Below are 19610 nucleotides of genomic sequence, written 5' to 3'. Positions count from 1 at the left end.
GGCGGGCGGCGCCGCCGAGCCGGGCGCGGCGATGCTCACCTCGACGTCGTCGTCGATGTCCTCGACCACCTCGGCGTCGACCTCGACGGCGGGATCGTCGTCGTAGTCGTCGGTGTCGTCGTCGTGCTCGTCTTCGTCGTCGTAGTAGTCGTCCTCGTCGTAATCGTCTTCGTCGTAGGCGTAGGCGTCGTCGTCGTCTTCGTAGGCGTCGTCGTCCTCGGGCTCGGCCGGTGCGGCGGGCGCGAGGAAGCGGCGGGCGAAGACCATGCCCACGAAACCGCCGACGCCGAACCAGGTGATCATCAGCACCACCAGCATCAGCAGGTCGACCCCGACGCGGCCGACCGCGCCGAGCTGCCCACCGCCCACGATCGCGAGCAGCAGCAGGGTCAGCGTGGACAGCGCGGCGCAGGTGAGCGTCGCCCACGGTGCGCCGGGCCGGTCGTCGCTGGTGCGGCCCAGTTCGATGCCGCCGAGCACGCCGATCGCGATCGGCACCAGCAGCAGGACCGGCCACCACGGCGCGGCCGGGCCCTCGGGCACCGGGATGAGCGCGGGCAGGGCGGGCACCTGCCCGGCGGTGACGCCGAACAGACCGACCGAACCGGCGCCGAACTGCACGGCGGCGCCGCTGAGCAGCCCGGCGGCCGCGATCACCACATTGGGCAGGTAGAGCAGTGACAGCAGCGTCATCCCGAGGACGTCGGTGGCGTTGTGCGCCTGCTGATACGCGCCGTCGAGCCGGGACAGATGGGCGAAGAACGAGACGGCCGTCGCCAGCGCGGCGCAGCCGAGCATCCGCAGCACGGTGCGGCGGGCCGCGCGGGCGCCGAGCACCGCCCACTCCGGGATGTCGACCGGCACCAGCGCGCACAGCGAACGCCAGGCCCGGCTGCCGATTCCGGCCGCCGCGGCGCCGAGGTACAGCAGGATCACCCAGCCGAACGCCGTCAGCGGGCCCGGCGGTTCGAGCGGCGTGACCCCCGCCGCGTCACCGGTGACGGCCAGGCAGACGGCGGTCAGCAGCAGCGGCCCGGCCAGTACGGACGCGGCGAGCCAGCCCAGGTCGATCGGGGTGGGACGGTTCGGTATCGCCCGCGCGCATTCGCGGGCCGCGGCCCAGACCAGGACGGCGGTCGGCACGAGCGGCAGCAGCCCGAGCGTGGTGCGGCCGACGGTGAGCGGAATCTGGTGCGCGGCGAGCCAGGTCGCCGCGACCGCGCCGGGCGCGCTGGTCAGGTCGGTCCCGGTGGTGAGCATGACCACCAGCACCAGGACGACGGTCGCCGCCAAGGCACAAATCGTCGGCCGGGCCGCGACGAGCAGCAGTGTCCGCGCCCGTTCCGGCGACAGCGACCACCAGGGCGGCTCGTCCTCGTGCCCGGATGAGTCTGCGGAGGTCTCCCCGACGCCGCGTGACCCGGAGGTCCGGCGCACGAGGGCGTTACGGGAGCTCATGACAATTCAGCGTGGCAGCTTCCCCGGCGGGCGCGGGTCAGGCGCGCCGCGAGCCCACAGGCACACCTGTGGGCTCGCGATCGCACCGTGCCACGCGCGGCGGCCGTCGGTTTCTACTTGTTGTCGTCGTTCGGGCGGAACGCCGTGGTCGCGTCGGCCGCCGGGTCGGAGGCCTGCTCGCCACCGAACGGCTGCGCCTGACCCGGCTGCGGCTGCGAACCCTGCTGCGCGCCACCGTAATTCGGGGCGCCGAAGGGCTGACCACCCTGCGGCTGAGCACCGCCGAAGTGCTGGGTCGCGCTCTCGTCGGGCCGCGGCTGCTGCGGGGCGCCACCGTAGGGCGACTGCTGCTGCGGCGCGCCGTACTGCTGACCGTACGGCGACTGCTGGCCCGGCTGCTGACCGTAGGACGGCTGCTGGGCCTGCTGACCCGGCTGCCCGTAGGACGGCTGCGGCACCGACGGCTGGCTCTGCTGGCCGTACGGCGACTGGGCCGGGTACTGACCGCCGGTCTGGCCCTGGCCGTAACCACCCTGCTGGCCGTAGGACGGCTGCTGACCGTAGCCGGCCTGCTGGCCGTAACCCTGCTGCCCGTAACCCTGCTGGCCGTACTGGCCCGGCTGCTGCTGCGGCTGCGCCGGCTTGGGCGCGGGCGCCTTGATGATTCCCAGCGTGAACAGCAGCGCCACCACCGCGACCGCGGCGGTCGCGAAGGCGAGCACCAGCACCAGGAAGGCGCCGATCTCGAGCTCGGAGCCCTCGGGGGCGCCGACGAAGGTCGAGATCACCAGGGCGAGGAACCCGGCCACCGCGGAGGCGGCGGCCGCACCGAGCAGATCCTGCTTGGGCAGCAACGAGACGCCGGCGAGCAGGCCGGCGAGCAGCAGCAGCGCGGCCGTCGCGCCGCCCGACCACTCGAACAGGCTGAAGGTGATGTCGGAGCCGACGGTGGTGCCGCCGATGGTGGTCGGCTTGGAGCCGATGTAGGGCAGGAAGCCGAGCAGGAAGGTCAGCACGCCGAGACCGGCGGTCGCCGCGGTCAGAATGAACGGCAGGCCTTTGCCTTCCGAGCCGGTCGCGGTCGATGGCGATGCCGCGGCGGCTCCGGTGCTCGGACCCTGGCTGGGCGCGGCGGGCGCCGCGGGTGTGTTGTACCCGGAGCCCCCGGTCGGGTATGACATGTCGTCGTCTCCTTGATCGAGTCGTGCGCATCGGTCGCGTCGAACTGACTGCTGCTGGTCCGGTCTTGACGCTACTGCACGCCACGTTCCCGGTCATCACCTACCGAGCGGGCTGTGGACAACCCACCGCCTGTGGATGAATCGACAAAGGCCGCCTCCGGCAAACCCGGAAGACGGCCTAGGTCGATGTGAGATTCGGATCAGGCTGTATCCAATCGGCCTGATCCTCGGGGCCCTTCGTGGCCGCGCAAGCTACCGCCTCCGGGCCCTGAGCGGATCAGGCAGACGCGATCGACGCCTTCTCCAGGATCTCGCGCGCCAGTGCGGCGGTGGCGGACGGCGTCTTGCCGACCTTCACACCGGCGGCCTCGAGAGCCTCCTGCTTGGCCTGCGCGGTACCGCCGCCGCTGGAGACGATGGCGCCGGCGTGGCCCATGGTCTTGCCCTCGGGCGCGGTGAAACCGGCGACGTAGCCGACGACCGGCTTGGTCACGTTGGCCTTGATGTAGGCCGCGGCACGCTCCTCGGCGTCACCACCGATCTCGCCGATCATGACGATGATCTTGGTCTCGGGGTCCTTCTCGAACGCCTCGATGGCGTCGATGTGGGTGGTGCCGATGACCGGGTCGCCGCCGATGCCGATCGCGGTCGAGAAACCGAAATCGCGCAGCTCGTACATCATCTGGTAGGTCAGGGTGCCCGACTTCGACACCAGGCCGACCGGGCCCTTGCCGGTGATGTTGTTCGGGGTGATGCCGACCAGCGCCTCGCCGGGGGTGATGATGCCGGGGCAGTTCGGGCCGATGATGCGGGTCTTCTCGCCCTTTTCGACGTTGTAGGCCCACGCGTAGGCGGAGTCCTGCACCGGGATGCCCTCGGTGATGACCACGAGCAGCGGGATCTCCGCGTCGATGGCCTCGATGATGGCGTCCTTGGAGAAGGCGGGCGGCACGAACGCGATGGAGGTGTCGGCGCCGGTCTTCTCCATGGCCTCGGCCACGGAACCGAACACGGGCAGCTCGATCTCGTTGCCGTCCTTGTCGGTGTGCTTGACCGTGGTGCCGGCCTTGCGGGCGTTGACGCCACCGACGATGTTGGTGCCCGCCTTCAGCATCAGCGCGGTGTGCTTGGTGCCCTCGCCGCCGGTGATGCCCTGGACGATGACCTTGTTGTCCTTGTTCAGGAAGATGGACATGTCAGTGTGTTCCTTACTTGGCGGTGCCGTTGAAGGCGAGTTCGGCGGCCTTGTCGGCGCCTTCGTCCATGGTCTGGGCCAGGGTCACCAGCGGGTGGTTGGCCTCGGCGAGGATCTTGCGGCCCTCCTCGACCTTGTTGCCGTCGAGACGGACGACCAGCGGCTTGGTGGCCGCGTCACCGAGCACCTCGAGAGCGCCCACGATGCCGTTGGCGACCGCGTCACACGCGGTGATGCCACCGAAGACGTTGACGAACACGCTCTTGACCTGCGCGTCGCCCAGGATGACGTCCAGACCCGCTGCCATCACGGCCGCCGAGGCGCCGCCGCCGATGTCGAGGAAGTTGGCCGGCTTCACGCCGCCGTGGTTCTCGCCCGCGTAGGCGACGACGTCCAGGGTGGACATGACCAGACCGGCGCCGTTGCCGATGATGCCGACCTCGCCGTCGAGCTTGACGTAGTTGAGGTCGTTCTCCTTGGCCTTGAGCTCGAGCGGGTCGGTCGCGTCGACGTCGGCGAACTCGAGGTGGCCGGGCTGGCGGAACTCGGCGTTCTCGTCCAGGGTGACCTTGCCGTCGAGGGCGAGGATCTCGTCGCCGGGGGTGCGCACCAGCGGGTTGACCTCGACCAGGGTGGTGTCTTCCTTGGTGAAGACCTCCCACAGCTTCTGGATGGTCACGGCCGCGGCGTCGAGCACCTCGGCGGGCAGGTGGCCCTTCTCGGCGATCTCACGGGCGAAGGCGAGGTCGACACCCTTGACAGCATCCACCGGGATCTTGGCGAGGCGCTCGGGAGTCTTCTCGGCGACCTCTTCGATCTCCATGCCACCCTCGACCGAACACATCGCCAGGTAGGTGCGGTTCGAGCGGTCGAGCAGGAAGGAGATGTAGTACTCCTCCGCGATGTCCTTGGCTTCGGCGACAAGGAGCTTCTTGACGATGTGGCCCTTGATGTCCAGGCCGAGAATGTTCTGCGCGTGCGTGAACGCGTCCTCCGGGGTGGCGGCGTACTTGACGCCACCCGCCTTGCCGCGACCGCCCACCTTGACCTGCGCCTTGACCATCACAGGCTTGCCGATTTCCTCGGCAATGGCGCGTGCTTCTTCGGCCGTGTCGCAAACGCGGCCCTCCGACGAAGGCACTCCGTGCTTAACGAAGAGCTCCTTCGCCTGATATTCGAAGAGATCCATGTACTCACCGTCTCGTCTGCGTTGCTATGACAACGTCTTTGTTGGGGGCCCGACATTCCGTAGCGACTGCTTGCAGGTCGCTCGAAACGATCAGCTAGCGGGTCGGGTCGGACTCTAACCAGTCACATGGAGGGCCAATCGGCCACGTTCATCCTAAGTGGCGCAGGTCACGACGTGTCGAGAGAGGTACGGAAAACCGCTGGCCAAGGCTACTGGCGAGTAGTTTTCGCGTGCCCGGAACCGCCGTGGCAGGTCGGGACGCCAAAAGCCGGGGCCCCCTACTATCTACTACATAATGTCGTCGATGGACCTCACCCCAGACGCCCGAAAATGGTGAGATATTCCGTTGTGTTACGGTGACGAATCTCACACGGGCGTGTAGGTTTCCGGCCAGCGCTTGCCACTCTGCAATCGCTTCGTTACCGTCAGAGCGGTCGAAGTCACAACCAGGTCACGACAACCAGGTCACGACTGGGCAAGTCAGGACTGAGGAGGACGACAAGCTTGAGGCACGTCAGCACTCGCTTGGTACAGCCGTCGGCGATTCGGCGCAGCCGATGAACCACCGCTCCACCTTCACAGTCGAACATCGCCCCACCTCAGGACACCGTTACCGGTACGCCGACGAGTACACCTCGCACCCGCAGGCCCGTCGCGCTCCCGCCGCGGCGCCCGAGACCGCGTGGCCGCAGCAGGACATCTGGAACGACCGGCAGGACTGGTCCGGCGACAACGCCTGGACGCCCGCCGAGGACGAATGGACTCCGGACGAGTCCGACACCTACGACTCCGGCGCGTACCACACCGGCGCGTACAACACCGGCGCCTACAACACCGGCACTGACTGGACCCCGGCGCCCGCCGAGACCGCGCCCGAACCGCAGCGCGTCGAACGCCGCGGAGGCGCGCATCGTGTGCCCGCGCCGCCGACCGCCCTCAAGGGCCGCGCCGCCGTGATCGCCGTCGCCGCGGGCGCCGTGGTCGCCGCCGGACAGGCCGCGATGGCCGACCCGGCCCAGCCGCACAGCGGCGTCGACTACGAAGCCGCCGGGCAGATCCACGAGATCGCCGCGCAGTCGATGAACACCGCCGAGGCAGACCCGGCGAGCGCCACCGGCGCTTCGGTGCTGGAAGCCTCCGCGATCGCCGACAAGAGCCACTTCGACGACATCCTCGCCAAGGGGCAGAAGTTCGCCGAAGACCTCGCCGCGCAGGAATCGGCCAAGCTGCGCCCGCTGTTCGCCAAGTTCACCACCGGCAACTACACCTCCGGTTTCGGCGCCCGCTGGGGTGTGCAGCACCTGGGCATCGACGTCGCCGGCCCGATCGGTACCCCGATCTACTCGGTCGCCGACGGCACCGTCATCGAGGCGGGCCCGGCCTCCGGCTTCGGTATGTGGGTCCGCGTCCTGCACGACGACGGCACGGTCACCATCTACGGCCACATCGACACCGCGACGGTCTCGCAGGGCGAGCGCGTCCTGGCCGGCGACCAGATCGCCACCATGGGCAACCGCGGCTTCTCCACCGGCCCGCACTGCCACTTCGAGGTCTGGCTCAACGGCACCGACAAGATCGACCCGGTCCCGTGGCTCGCCACCCGAGGCATCAGCCTGGGCGCCCAACGCGACTAGGGATTCGTGTGCGACCCGGTGAGCACCCGCTCTCGCAAGGACATGGGTAACTCACCGACCACAGCAAACCCGCGCCGTGGACCAACCGCCGGCCGCCGACGTATCGTGGCTGGCACCTGAGTCTGGCTCGAAGTCGCGGAGAGGCGGGGGAGCATGGGTGGTACGACGAAGTACACGCAGTTCATCGCACTGGCACCGGAATTGGTGTGGAGCGTGCTCGGGGACATCTCGCAGTGGCCGGAATGGAATCCGGGCGTGCGAGATGTGTGGATGCACGGACCCGTGGAGGTCGGCGCCACCGGCGATTACGTGCCCAACGGCAAACTCTCGGCGCGGGTGCATGGGCGATTCGGCAAACCGTTCACCATCACCACGCTGACACCGGAGCGCGAGCTGACCATCGAGCAGCCCGAGCCCGCGGGCACGATGCGTCTCACCTGGCGGCTCACGCCCCGAGACGGGGGCACCGAGATCTCGCAGGAACTGCGGTTCAGCGGACCCTCCGCCGCGGCGATGCGCGCGGTGGTGCGGCCGTACATCGAAACCGATGCGCGGGTGAACTTCTCGCGGCTGGCCCGGCTGGCCGGACTCGTGCCCGCCGAGGACGCGCTCACCGTGGTCATCGCGGGCGGCACCGGCGCGCTCGGCACCCAGATCGCCGCCGACCTCATCTGCCGCGGCCTGCACGTCACCCTGCTCACCCGGCGGCGGAACCGCTCGCTACCGTTCCGGCAGACCGAATGGGACGGCCGCTCGGTCGGCGCGTGGGCCGCCGAACTGCGCGAACCCGGGCCGATGGCCGTGATCAACCTGGCGGGCAAACTGGTCGATGTCCGGCCCACCGAGCGCAATATCGCCGAATTGCGTTCCAGCCGCGTCGATTCCACCACCGCTCTCGTCGCCGCGGCCGGATTGCGGGACAAGCCGGTCGACTACTGGGTGCAGGCCAGCACCACCGCCATCTGGTCCGACGCGGGCGAGACCCGGTGCACCGAAACCACTCCCCTGCCCGTCGGCCTGCCGCAGATGACCGGTGTCGCCCAGCCGTGGGAGGAAGCCTTCGACCCGGCGCGGGCCGACCACTGGACGATCCTGCGCACCTCCATCGTGCTCGAGCCCGACGCGCCCGCGCTCAAGCGGCTCGGCCAGCTCACCAAGGCGGGGCTCGGCGGCCGCGTCGGCGCCGGTGACCAGTGGTTCAGCTGGATCCACATCGAGGACTGGCTGGCCATCGTCCGCGCCGCGCTCGGCCTCGATCCGGAGGTGAGCCTCCCCGACGGCATCCTGGTCGCCGCCACCGACAACCCCGTGCGCAATACCGAACTCATGGCGAGCCTGCGCCGCCACCTGCACCGGCCGCCCTCACCACCGACCCCGTCGGCGATGCTGAAGGTGGGTGCCGTTGTCCTGCGCACCGACGCCGCGCTCGGCCTCACCGGTCGTCATGCCACCTCGGAGATCCTGCCCAAGGTGGGTTTCACCTTCCGCTACCCCACGCTGGACGAGGCCCTGACCGACCTCATGCCGCGCTAGAGCTTGACGATGGTCCGGCTGTATTGAGGGATCAGCCGGATCTTCCCCGCGGTACCGAAGTCGATGGTGACGGTCGCCAGCGGGCCGACGCCGTCCGCGGCGACCACGCGGCCGAGACCGTACTTGTCGTCACTGACCCGATCGCCCACGGCGAGCACGAGATCGGTGTTGTTGCGCTTGATCCCGCCGCCTCCCGGCGCGGGCCTGCGCTGCCCGGACCCGCCGCGCACGCCGGGACGCTGATCCCAGCCGTCGCCGCGCGTCCAATCCCGCTCGAAACCGCTGTCCTCGCCGCGGCGGCGGCCACGCTGCACCGGTGACACCACCGGCTCCAGCCGTCGCCAATCCAGCAGATGCTGCGGAATCTCCTGCAGGAAACGCGATTCCGGGTTCGAGACCGGCTGCCCCCAGCCCGAGCGCACGACCGCTCGCGACAGATAGAGCCGCTGGCGCGCGCGGGTGATGCCCACGTAGGCGAGCCGTCGTTCCTCGGCGAGCTCGGTGGGATCGCCGAGAGCTCGCATGTGCGGGAACTGCCCGTCCTCCCAGCCGGTGACGAACACGACGGGGAATTCCAGGCCCTTCGCGGTGTGCAGCGTCATCATCGTGACGACGCCCGACCCCTCGTCCGGGATCTGGTCGGTATCGGCGACGAGCGAGACCCGCTCCAGGAACGCCGCCAGCGAGCCGGGTTCCGGTTCGCCGTCGCCCACCTCCGGCAGCAGCCCCTCCTCCCGCGCGGCCTCGGCGTTGTTGAACGCCTCGGAGCTGAATTCGCGTGCCACGCTGACGAGTTCGTTGAGGTTGTCGAGCCGGGCGCCGTCCTGCGGATCGTCGGAGGCCTCCAGCTCGGCGCGGTATCCGGTGCGGTCGAGCACCGCGTCGACGACATTGCCGACATCGGGATATTCGCTGTCGGCGCGTTGTCCGGCCGCGCGGATCTCCTCGAGCAGGTCGAGGAATCCGGCGATCGCCCGCTGCGACCGGGTGTTCAACAGCGCGACTTTTCCGTCGGCGGCGTCGCGCAGCGCGGCGGCGAAACCGATATCGCGCTGTTCGGCGTGCACCGCCACGCAGGCTTCGGCGCGGTCACCGATTCCGCGACGCGGGGTATTGAGAATGCGGCGCAGGCTCACAGCGTCGTCGGGGTTCTCCAGCACCCGCAGATACGCGACCACATCGCGGACTTCCTTGCGCTCGTAGAAACGCACACCGCCGACCACCTTGTACGGCAGCCCCATGCGGATGAAGATCTCCTCCAGCGCCCGCGAATTGTTGTTGGTGCGATAGAACACCGCGACATCGCCGTAGTTGGCCTCGCCCGCGTCGACCAGCTTGTCGATCTCTTTGGCGACGAACGCGGCCTCGTCGTGTTCGTTGTCGGCGACATAGCCGGTGATCAGTTCGCCCTCACCGGAATCGGTCCACAGCTTCTTCTCGCGCCTGCCCTCGTTGCGCGAGATCACCGCGTTGGCCGCGGAGAGGATGTGCTGGGTGGAGCGGTAATTCTGTTCCAGCAGAATGGTTTCCGCGTCGGGGAAATCGCGTTCGAACTCTTCGATATTGCGGATGGTCGCGCCGCGGAAGGCGTAGATCGACTGGTCGGCGTCACCGACGACGCACAGCTCGCTCGGCTCGACACCCTCCTCGTCGCCCTCGGTGTGGTGCCCGACGAGCTCGCGCACCAACACGTACTGGGCGTGGTTGGTGTCCTGGTACTCGTCGACGAGAACGTGCCGGAAGCGGCGCCGGTAGTACTCGGCCACCTGCGGATGGTTCTGCAGCAGGGCCACGGTCTCGCCGATCAGATCGTCGAAGTCCAGCGCGTTGGCCGCGCGCAGCCGCTTCTGGTACTCGGCGTAGACCCGGGCGACCAGTGCGGGCAGTTCGGTCTCGTCGGCCTCGGCGTCGGCGGCGGCCTGTTCGGGCCCGATCAGTTCGTTCTTCAAGTTGGAAATAGCGGTGGCGAGCAATCGCGCCGAATATTTTTTGGTGTCGAGGTCGAAATCGCGGCTGATCATCGTGAGTAGCCGGCGCGAATCGTCGGCGTCGTAGATGGAGAAATTGGAATTCAGCCCCGGCAGCAGCGCGGCCTGCATCCGCAGAATCCGCACGCAGCTGGAATGGAACGTCGAGACCCACATGCTGGCCGCGCGCGGGCCGACCAGCCCGGCCACCCGCTCGCGCATCTCGGCGGCGGCCTTGTTGGTGAAGGTGATGGCGAGGATCTGCCCGGTCTGCACGCCGCGGGCGGCGAGCAGGTAGGCGATGCGCCGGGTGAGCACGGCGGTCTTGCCGGAGCCCGCGCCCGCAACGATCAGCAGCGGCGAGCCCGCGTGCACCACGGCGGCGCGCTGCTGCGGATTGAGCCCGTCGAGCAGGCGCTCGGTCTCCTCCGCGCGACGCTGTTCCCGCTCCTTGCGGCGCTGTTCCTGCTCGGCGCTGTGCCGGGCCGCCGCCTCGGCCAGACCGCCGCCGGACGCACCGGAATCACCACCGGCCCGACGCGATAGCACCGCGGGCGCGGGTTCGCTGGGATCGGCGGCTGAGGCGTGGGGAGCGACCGTGATATCCATCGTCTGTCCACGCTACCGGCGGGCACCGACAGGTCGCGAACCGCCGGGTTCTCAGCAGATTCACAAACACAGCTGTTTTGCATAGGTATCGGCCCGTGGCACACTGGGCTTCATGGTCAGTGCTTCGCCGCGCGCCCGGATCGGCAACCGATCGGATATCGTTGCGGTCAGCGCGACTTTTTGCGTACTCCCGGGGGGATCAGGTACCGCCCATCGGGAAAGTTTCAGGGTGAAGGAACAGATCGGGTAACGGGCCGTCGGGCCGAACCGATCCAAGTTCTGACACGAGGAGATGAATGATGAGCACCCCTGCTACGACCACCGGGTCCGATTCGGCGCTGCCGCAATCCGAAGCGGAGATCGAGAAGCTCCGCCTCGAGATCGACCAGCTCGACGCCACGATCCTCGCCGCGATCAAACGCCGCAGCGAGATCTCGCGGATCATCGGACGTACCCGGATGGCCTCCGGCGGACCTCGCCTGGTCCACAGCCGTGAGATGAAGGTGCTCGAGCGCTTCAGCGAGCTCGGCCAGGAGGGTCACACCCTCGCCATGCTGCTGCTGCGTCTCGGTCGAGGCCGCCTCGGTCGTTAGACCCCACACGCCACGCGGCGCGCCGTCCAGCGCGCCGCCGCCACAAAGCCGCCCCGGGTGCGACACCATCCCCGGGGCGGTTTCGCGTCTCAGGTCAGCGCGATGTACTTCGTGTTCAGGTATTCCTCGATGCCCTCGATGCCACCCTCGCGCCCGAAGCCCGATTCCTTCACACCGCCGAACGGGGCCGCCGGGTCGGAGATGACGCCGCGATTCACCCCGACCATGCCCGTCTCGACCGCCTCCGACACCCGCAACGCCCGATCCAGATCGCGCGTGTAGACGTAGCTGACCAGGCCGTATTCGGTGTCGTTCGCCGCCGCGACGCCCTCTTCCTCGGTGTCGAAGGCGACGATCGGCGCGACCGGCCCGAACACCTCCTCGTGCACGATGCGGGCACTGGCCGGAACATCGCCGAGGACGGTGGCCGGGTAGAACCAGCCGGGGCCGCCGGGCGCCTTGCCGCCGAGCAGCAGCCGCGCGCCCTTGCCGACGGCGTCGTCGACCAGATCGCTGACGATCCCGAGCTGGTCCTCACTCACCAGCGGGCCGAGAGTGCTGGCCGGGTCGGTGCCGGGGCCCAACACCACGCTGTCGGTCATCGCCGCGACCAGCTTGGTGGTGAACTCCTCGAGCACGCCGCGCTGGACGTGGAAGCGGTTGGCCGCGGTGCACGCCTCGCCGCCGTTGCGCAGTTTGGCCTGCATCGCCCCGGCGACGGCGGCGTCGATGTCGGCGTCGTCGAACACGACGAACGGGGCGTTGCCGCCCAGTTCCATCGAGGTGCGCAGCAGGCGGTTCGCCGAGGCCGCGACGAGCTTCTTACCGACTTCGGTGGAACCGGTGAAGGTGAGCTTGCGCAGGCGCGGATCGTCGATCAGCGGGCCGGTGACGGCGCCGGAACGCCGGGTGGTGACCACCGAGAGCACGCCGTCGGGCAAACCCGCCTCGCTGCACAGTTTCGCCAGCGCCAGCATGGTCAGCGGGGTCGCCGAGGCGGGCTTGACGACCATCGTGCACCCCGCCGCCAGCGCGGGCCCGATCTTGCGGGTGCCCATGGCCAGCGGGAAGTTCCACGGCGTGATCGCCAGGCACGGGCCGACCGGCTGTTTGGTCACCATGATCCGCCCGGCACCCGAGGGGGCGTGCAGGTAGCGGCCGTGCACGCGCACCGCCTCCTCGCTGAACCAGCGGAAGAACTCGGCGCCGTAGCGCACCTCGTTGCGGCTCTCCTGCAGGGCCTTGCCCATCTCGAGCGTCATCAGCAGCGCGAACTCCTCGGCGCGCGCTGTCAGCTGCTCGAACACGGTGCGCAGGATCTCGCCGCGCTCCCTGGCCGGCGTCGCCGCCCAGGACTCACCCGCCGCGACGGCCGCGTCGAGCGCGCGCATCGCGTCCTCGGGCGTCGCGTCGGCGACCTCCGCGAGCACCGAGTCGTCGGCGGGATTGCGCACCGCGAAGGTGCCGCCGCCGGTCGCCTCGATCGGCCCCGAGCCGATCCACAAACCCTTCGGTACGAATTCGAGTACTTCACGTTCGGACACCATGTCGCCAGCCTAACGATCGAGCCATCCGAAAACCGGCGCTCGCGCTCAGCTCGACGGAGTCCGACCGCGGCGCCGGAGTCGGGCCGACGCTGTAATGTCGGCTGTCGTGAGCAGCGACATCACCGCGTCGGCGGCCTGGCAGGCACTGCACGACAATCACCGCAGCGTCGCACCCGTGCACCTGCGCGAGCTGTTCGCCGAGGATCCGGCGCGCGGCAAAGACATGACCCTGCGGGTGGCCGACCTGCACATCGACTACAGCAAACATCGCGTGACCCGCGAAACCCTGCGACTACTCGTCGATCTCGCCCGCACCGCCGGTGTTCCCGAGCGGCGCGACGCGATGTTCTCCGGCACCCACATCAACACCTCCGAGGACCGCGCCGTCGGGCACATCGCCCTGCGGCTGCCGCGCGGCGAGCAGCTCGTCATCGACGGCGCCGAAGCGAGCACCGAGGTGCACGAAGTCCTCGACAGGATGGGCGAATTCGCCGATTCGGTGCGCTCGGGCCGGTGGCGCGGCGCGACCGGGGAACGCATCACCACGGTGGTCAACATCGGCATCGGCGGCTCCGATCTCGGGCCGGACATGGTGTATCGCGCGCTGCGCCACTACGTCCAGCCCGGACTCTCGGCACGGTTCGTCTCCAATGTCGACCCGTGCGATCTGGTCGCCAAGCTCGCCGGGCTCGATCCGGCAGGCACCCTGTTCATCGTCGCCTCCAAGACCTTCTCCACCCTCGAGACCCTCACCAACGCGACGGCGGCGCGCCGCTGGCTGGTCGACGCGCTCGGCGAGGACGCCGTCGCCAAGCATTTCGTCGCGGTCTCGACCAATGCCGAACGCGTCGCCGAGTTCGGCATCGACCCCGCGCACATGTTCGGTTTCTGGGACTGGGTCGGTGGCCGCTACTCGGTCGACTCGGCCATCGGCCTCGCCGTGATGGTGACCATCGGCAAGGAGCGCTTCGCCGAGTTCCTCGACGGCATGCACGCCGTCGACCGGCATTTCGCGACCGCGCCGCTGGACCAGAACGGTCCGGTGCTGCTCGGCATGCTCGGGGTCTGGTATTCGAACTTCTTCGGCGCCGAATCGCGTGCGGTGCTGCCGTACTCGAACGATCTGGCGCGCTTTCCGGCATATCTGCAACAGCTGACGATGGAGTCCAACGGCAAGTCGGTGCGTGCCGACGGCACCCCGGTGACCACCTCGACCGGCGAGATCTTCTGGGGCGAGCCGGGCACGAACGGCCAGCACGCCTTCTACCAGCTGCTGCACCAGGGCACGCGGCTGATCCCGGCCGATTTCCTCGGCTTCGCCAGGTCGACCGACGACCTGCCCACCCGCGACGGCACCGGCAGCATGCACGACATCCTGATGAGCAACCTGTTCGCGCAGAGCAAGGTGCTGGCCTTCGGCAAGACCGCCGAGGAGATCGCCGCCGAGGGCACCGACCCGAAGCTGGTGCCGCACAAGGTGATGCCGGGCAACCGGCCGAGCACCACCGTCCTCGCACCGGAGCTCACGCCGTCGACGGTGGGTCAGCTGATCGCGCTCTACGAGCACCAGGTGTTCGTGGAAGGCACGATCTGGGGCATCGACAGCTTCGACCAGTGGGGTGTGGAACTCGGCAAGCAACAGGCGCTGGCGCTGGCGCCGCTGCTCAGCGAGCCGGAGCAGCCGGTGTCGCAGGGTGATTCGTCGACCGATGAGCTCATCGGGTGGTATCGGGCCCATCGTCGCTGATCTCGGCGGCCACGATCCGCGTGTTCACCCGGCTCGTGACGATGCTGATCAGAGTGCCGATGACCACCAGGTCGAACACGATCTGCACCATGGTCACGACCCGGGCGACCTGCCCCACCGCGTGCACGTCACCGAAGCCGACGGTGCCCAGCGTGACCAGGGTGTAGTACAGCGCGTCGGTGCGCGTCGACAAACCCTCGAACTGGTCTGGGTGCAGCTGCTGCAATCGGTAGTAGAACAGCGAGAAGACCACACAGACGACGCACACCACGAGCAGCACCCCGTCGACGCGACCGCCCGCACCGGCCGGGGCTTTCAGGAAGTACTCGATCCGCCGCCAGACGAGCCAGCCCAGTCCGGCGACCCCGCACAAGAACCCGACCACGCCGAGCACCCGGCCCGGCCACGCGTCGAGCTCGAAGAAGACGCCCATCGGCACGCTGTAGTAGAGGATCAGCGCGAACCCCGCCGCCGCGGCGTTGCGCAGCGCGTGCACTGGCACCCCGATCCGCCGAACTCGCGTCATCGGTCCATGATTGCCCGCCTGCCGCCGGATTCCGGGCATACGCGCCGATCACCGACCCGATTGGTCCGCTGCGCCGGTGCCGCCGCGCTGTCCGTCACGGCCGCTCGGGACCCATATCGGCGGCACCGCACGGGCCCGCGGCCGAGGATCCGCCCGGTGGGCTAGCCGATCCGGTAGCCGTTTCCCGCCGCCGACAGGATCAGATCGGCGCGTGCCCGGCTCACGGCGATGAGGTCGGCGTTGCGCAGGTCGCTGTCACGCACCTTCGCGTCGGCGGCGGCCGGGGTTCGGCCGCCCACGATGTGCCTGCGGACCAGCCGCTCGGTGAGCACATCGCGTGCGGCGTCGAGGTACCAGCACGCGTCGAGCAGGCCGCGCGCCTCGGCCCACCCGGGCGCCTCGGCATCGGTGAGCAGCAGGTAGTTGCCCTCGACCACCACGATCTGTTCGTCGCGCACGATCACGCCGCCCTCGGTGGGCTCGTCGATGGCGCGGTCGAACAGCGGCCACGGGACCGGCTCGCCGATCGGTGTCTGCCGCAGCGTCCGCAGGTCGGCGACGAATCCCGCCGCGTCGAAGGTGTCGGGTTCTCCCTTGCGCTCCAGCGCGCCCCGCTTCCGCAGGATCTCGTTGCGCAGGTGATAGCCATCCATCGGCGCGACGGCGGCGGCGCGCCCGGCTGCGGCGAGCTCATCGCACAGCCGCTGCGCGAGGGTCGATTTGCCCGCCCCCGGCGGCCCGGCGAGGCCGAGCAGGAAGCGCTGTCCCGGCGCCCGGCCGACCGGAATCCGCCGGGCGAGCGCACGCACCGGGAGGCTGTCGGAGGTCACCCGGGCAACCCTAGCGATCCCACCGTCGCGTGGCCGTTCGCCGGTCCCGCACGAAGTTCAGGAGGCGAGCCGAACCGAGGCAGCCGGCGCCGCGCACGAGACAGGCGGGAGCCGACCGACGGCTGACGACCGCCGCGCACGACAGGCGGACCGACCGGCGGCAGGCGAATCGCCGCGGCGATGCCCCTGGGGATCATCGGCGGCACGGTGATCTCGCCGCGTGATCGCGAGGGCACCGCCGCGCTACCGCACGTCGACGAAGGCGCGCTCCACGATCGCGCCGGTGTCGACGCCGACGGGCAGCGTGCCGAAGGCGATGCCCCAGTCGTCGCCGAGGCGGGTCGCGCAGAAGGCGTCGGCGACGGCGGGATGGCCGTGGCGCACCAGCTGGGCGCCCTGCAGGACCAGCGCCATCAGCTCCACGACGCGGCGCGCGCGGTACTCGATGTCGGACAGGTCGGTGAGTTCCTTGCCGACGCGGTCGATCGCGTCGTCCAGGCGCGGGTTCGCGCCACGGGCCAGCGACACCTCGGCGAAGTAGGCCTCCACGCTCTCGGGCTGGCGGCCCATGGCGCGCAGCGCGTCCAGCGCCGCGACATTGCCCGAACCCTCCCAGATCGACATGAGGGGCGCCTCCCGATACAGCCGCGGCATGCCCGACTCCTCGGCATACCCGTTGCCGCCCAGGCATTCCAGCGCTTCGGCGGCGTGCATCGGCGCCCGCTTGCACACCCAGTACTTGGTGACGGCGAGCGCGATCCGGCGCAGCGCGGCCTCGGCCGGGTCGCTGCCCGCCCGGTCGGTGGCGCCCGCCAGCCGCATCATCACGGTGGTCGCGGCATCGGACTCGATCACCAGGTCGGCCAGCACGTTACGCATGGCGGGCTGATCGATCAGGTCGGCGCCGAACGCTTTCCGATGCCGGGCGTGGTGCACGGCGGCGACGGCGCCCATCCGCATGTTGGTGGCCGAGCCGATCACGCAGTCGAGGCGGGTCATGTTGACCATCTCGATGATGGTCTTCACGCCCGCGCCCTCGGCGCCGACCAGCCAGCCGGTGGCGTTCTCGTACTCGATCTCCGAGGAGGCGTTGGACTTGTTGCCCAGCTTGTCCTTGAGCCGCTGGATTCGGATCGGGTTGCGGGTGCCGTCGGGCAGCACCCGCGGCAGCAGGAAGCACGACAGCCCGCCTGGCGCCTGGGCCAGCGTCAGGAACATGTCCGACATGGGCGCCGAGGTGAACCACTTGTGCCCGACGATCCGGTACGAGCCGTCCGGCTGCGGCGCGGCGGTGGTGGTGTTGGCGCGCACATCGGAGCCGCCCTGCTTCTCCGTCATCGACATACCCGCGATCAGGCCGGCCTTGGTGGATGGCTCGCGCAGGCCGAAATCGTAGGTGCGCGAACCGAGCAGCGGCTCGTAGCGGGCGGCGAGTTCGGGGTTGTGCCGCAGGGCGGGCACCACGGCGTAGGTCATCGAGATGGGACACATGTGCCCGGCGTCGGCGACACCCCAGGTGTAGAACTTGGCGGCGCGCGCGGTGTGCGCGCCGGGGCGCTCGTCCAGCCACGGCGAGCCGTGCAGCCCATGGGCGACAGCGACATTCATCAGGTCGTGCCAGTGCGGGTGGAACTCCACCTCGTCTACCCGGTGGCCCCAGCGGTCGTGGGTGTGCAGCACCGGCGGGTATTCGTTGGCCAGCCTGCCCCATTCCTGCGCGGCGACATCGCCTGCGAGCCTGCCGAGTTCACGAACCTCGGCCTCGGCCCAGCCCGCGCCTTCGCGGTGCAGGCCCTCGAGCAGCGCGGGGTTGCGCGCGGCGTCGAAGGGGACCAGCGGGGGCGCCTGATTGAACACTTCGTGGGTCTGCATGGCCGGAAACTCCTTCGACTACGACGATTCCGGGCGCGCACCGAGCGCGCGCACGGCGAAAGCTACCAATTCGGGGATGACGGACTCGGCGTGCGGGGCGGCCACCAGCGGCCCGACCAGCACCTCGCCGATCGAGCCGACCAGGGCCGCCGCGCTGAGCGCCGCGTCCTGGGCGGGCAGTGCGCCCTGGGCGATGCCGTGCGAGATCGCGGTCGCGAAGACGGCGGCGAAGGCGCGCCGGAACTCCAGCCGCTGGGCGTCGACGGCCGTGTCGACCGGCTCGGCCAGCAGCACATAGGCCAGTTTCGGGTTCTTCATGGCACGCCCCGCGAAGGTCTCGACGGCCGCGGTGACCCGCTGCACGACATCGCCGTCGATGGCCGCGGCGCGCACGGCTTCGACCTCGCGGGCGACCACGGTCTCGAAGACGGCGGCCACCAGTTCGGCCTTGTTCTCGAACTGCTTGTAGACCGTTCCCGTGGCGATGCCCGCTTCGGCGGCCACCGCGGCCATCGAGAGCCCTGCGAACCCGGCGCGCGAGAGCACGCGGGTGGCACCCTGCACGATCAGCGCGCGTTGCGCGTCGAGCCGGGCCTGCACGGCGGGTGTTCTGCGGTACACCATGCAAGAAGTGAACCACTGATTCATTGCTTCACACAAGCCCTTGGCCGTATGGTCGGAGGATGACTGACGGTCCATCGCATCCGGTTCGCGTCGAGTACAAGGGCCCGGTCACCACCGTGATCCTGAGCCGCCCGCAGGCCCGCAACGCCGTCGACGGCCCCACCGCGCTGGCCCTGGTCGAGGCGTTCCGCGCCTTCGACGCCGACCCGGCGGCCTCGGTCGCGGTGCTGTGGGGCGAGCACGGCACCTTCTGCGCGGGCGCCGACCTGAAGGCGCTCGGCACCGAGAACAGCAATCAGGCCACCGTGGACGGCGACGGCCCGATGGGCCCCACCCGCATGCGCCTGTCCAAGCCGGTGATCGCCGCGGTCTCCGGCTACGCCGTGGCGGGCGGGCTGGAACTGGCGCTGTGGTGCGATCTGCGCATCGCCGAGCAGGACGCGACCTTCGGCGTGTTCTGCCGCCGCTGGGGCGTGCCACTCATCGACGGCGGCACGGTGCGGCTGCCGCGCGTCGTCGGCGAGGGCAGGGCGCTGGACATGATCCTCACCGGACGCGCGGTGAGCGCGCCGGAGGCCTTGCAGATGGGCCTGGTGACGCGGGTGGTCCCCGCCGGCGAGGCTCGCCACGCCGCCGAGGAAATGGCCGCGCAGCTGGCCGCTCTGCCGCAGACCTGCCTGCGCTCGGACCGCGCCGCCCTCTACGACCAGCACGGCCACCCCGAGGACGAGGCGCTCCGGATCGAGTTCCAGCACGGGCTGACGGCGCTGTCCGACGGCGCGCTGGACGGCGCCGCCCGCTTCGCCGCCGGGGCGGGCAGGCACGGCACACCCGAACCGCGGTGATGGACCGGCTCACGGTCGTCGACGAGATCTTTCTGCGCACCCATCGCGGGATGGGAACGCCGATCGCTCTGCAGGGGCTGTGGCGTACCGACGATGCGATGGAACCCGCTCTCCTGCACGCGATTCACGATCGGCTCCGAGCCGGCGAGCTGGGGCGCCGGGTGGTCGGCGCGCGCGGGACCCGCCCGCGCCCCCCCAGGCCGCCCCACACCCCCACCCCAACCCGCACCCACCGCCCGCCCCCCCCCCACACCGCGCCA

Annotated in this window: 15 protein-coding genes; 5 read left to right on the top strand and 10 right to left on the bottom strand. The window is 69.8% G+C overall.

The features are described 5' to 3' along the window. From QH270_RS19795 to sucC, 4 genes are all read right to left on the bottom strand, one after another. Nucleotides 1-1458 (bottom strand): cell division protein PerM (locus tag QH270_RS19795; RefSeq protein ID WP_280344570.1); only part of this gene is annotated, 1458 nt, incomplete at its 3' end. A 113-nt stretch (nt 1459-1571) separates the two neighbouring features. Then, nucleotides 1572-2639, bottom strand: coding sequence for a DUF5336 domain-containing protein (locus tag QH270_RS19790; RefSeq protein WP_280344566.1), 1068 nt, complete (start codon nt 2637-2639; stop codon nt 1572-1574). 277 nt (nt 2640-2916) lie between these two features. After that, the gene (gene sucD / locus QH270_RS19785; RefSeq protein ID WP_280344564.1) at nt 2917-3834 is read right to left on the bottom strand and encodes a succinate--CoA ligase subunit alpha; all 918 of its coding nucleotides are present in this window, start codon (nt 3832-3834) and stop codon (nt 2917-2919) included. Nucleotides 3835-3847: 13 nt separating this feature from the next. Beyond that, nucleotides 3848-5023, bottom strand: a complete 1176-nt coding sequence (gene sucC / locus QH270_RS19780) for an ADP-forming succinate--CoA ligase subunit beta (RefSeq protein WP_280344562.1) — start codon at nt 5021-5023, stop codon at nt 3848-3850. 557 nt (nt 5024-5580) lie between these two features. On the opposite strand from sucC, the gene QH270_RS19775 reads away from it, so the two are divergent. Beyond that, on the top strand, nt 5581-6657 hold the full coding sequence (locus QH270_RS19775; RefSeq protein ID WP_280344559.1) for a M23 family metallopeptidase: 1077 nt from the start codon (nt 5581-5583) through the stop codon (nt 6655-6657). A 153-nt stretch (nt 6658-6810) separates the two neighbouring features. Then, nucleotides 6811-8190, top strand: coding sequence for a DUF1731 domain-containing protein (locus QH270_RS19770; protein WP_280344556.1), 1380 nt, complete (start codon nt 6811-6813; stop codon nt 8188-8190). On the opposite strand, the gene pcrA is transcribed toward QH270_RS19770, so the two are convergent. After that, complete coding sequence (gene pcrA, locus QH270_RS19765) at nt 8187-10766, bottom strand: DNA helicase PcrA (protein ID WP_280344553.1); 2580 nt, start codon at nt 10764-10766, stop codon at nt 8187-8189. The genes QH270_RS19770 and pcrA overlap by 4 nt on opposite strands. A gap of 299 nt (nt 10767-11065) precedes the next feature. Between pcrA and QH270_RS19760 the strand changes: the two genes are divergently transcribed. Beyond that, nucleotides 11066-11359 (top strand): chorismate mutase, encoded by a 294-nt coding sequence (locus QH270_RS19760; protein WP_022566231.1) that lies wholly within the window; start codon nt 11066-11068, stop codon nt 11357-11359. An 89-nt stretch (nt 11360-11448) separates the two neighbouring features. Here QH270_RS19760 and QH270_RS19755 read toward each other — a convergent pair whose 3' ends face one another. After that, a complete protein-coding gene (locus tag QH270_RS19755) occupies nt 11449-12906 on the bottom strand; it encodes an NAD-dependent succinate-semialdehyde dehydrogenase (RefSeq protein WP_280344550.1) in 1458 nt (485 codons plus the stop codon). A gap of 106 nt (nt 12907-13012) precedes the next feature. Here QH270_RS19755 and pgi point away from each other — a divergent pair, with 106 nt between their 5' ends. Continuing rightward, nucleotides 13013-14653 carry a glucose-6-phosphate isomerase gene (gene pgi, locus QH270_RS19750; RefSeq protein ID WP_280344547.1) on the top strand — a complete coding sequence of 547 codons (1641 nt, stop codon included), beginning with the start codon at nt 13013-13015 and terminating at the stop codon, nt 14651-14653. Here pgi and QH270_RS19745 read toward each other — a convergent pair. The 4 genes from QH270_RS19745 to QH270_RS19730 all read right to left on the bottom strand — a co-directional run bounded on the left by QH270_RS19745 (nt 14622) and on the right by QH270_RS19730 (nt 18505). Further along, nucleotides 14622-15179 carry a potassium channel family protein gene (locus QH270_RS19745; RefSeq protein WP_280344545.1) on the bottom strand — a complete coding sequence of 186 codons (558 nt, stop codon included), beginning with the start codon at nt 15177-15179 and terminating at the stop codon, nt 14622-14624. The two genes, pgi and QH270_RS19745, sit on opposite strands and share 32 nt — an antisense overlap. Before the next feature lie 161 nt (nt 15180-15340). Then, nucleotides 15341-16009 carry a nucleoside/nucleotide kinase family protein gene (locus tag QH270_RS19740; protein ID WP_280344543.1) on the bottom strand — a complete coding sequence of 223 codons (669 nt, stop codon included), beginning with the start codon at nt 16007-16009 and terminating at the stop codon, nt 15341-15343. Nucleotides 16010-16252: 243 nt separating this feature from the next. Further along, nucleotides 16253-17881, bottom strand: a complete 1629-nt coding sequence (locus tag QH270_RS19735) for an acyl-CoA dehydrogenase family protein (RefSeq protein ID WP_280344541.1) — start codon at nt 17879-17881, stop codon at nt 16253-16255. 18 nt (nt 17882-17899) lie between these two features. After that, nucleotides 17900-18505, bottom strand: a complete 606-nt coding sequence (locus QH270_RS19730) for a TetR/AcrR family transcriptional regulator (RefSeq protein ID WP_280344537.1) — start codon at nt 18503-18505, stop codon at nt 17900-17902. Nucleotides 18506-18564: 59 nt separating this feature from the next. Between QH270_RS19730 and QH270_RS19725 the strand changes: the two genes are divergently transcribed. Beyond that, nucleotides 18565-19350, top strand: coding sequence for a crotonase/enoyl-CoA hydratase family protein (locus QH270_RS19725; protein ID WP_280344535.1), 786 nt, complete (start codon nt 18565-18567; stop codon nt 19348-19350). The last annotated feature ends 260 nt before the right edge of the window (nt 19351-19610 follow it).

The organism is Nocardia neocaledoniensis (genome assembly GCF_029868625.1).
GTDB lineage: Bacteria > Actinomycetota > Actinomycetes > Mycobacteriales > Mycobacteriaceae > Nocardia > Nocardia neocaledoniensis_A.
This window is presented reverse-complemented; position numbering and strand designations above follow the sequence as displayed.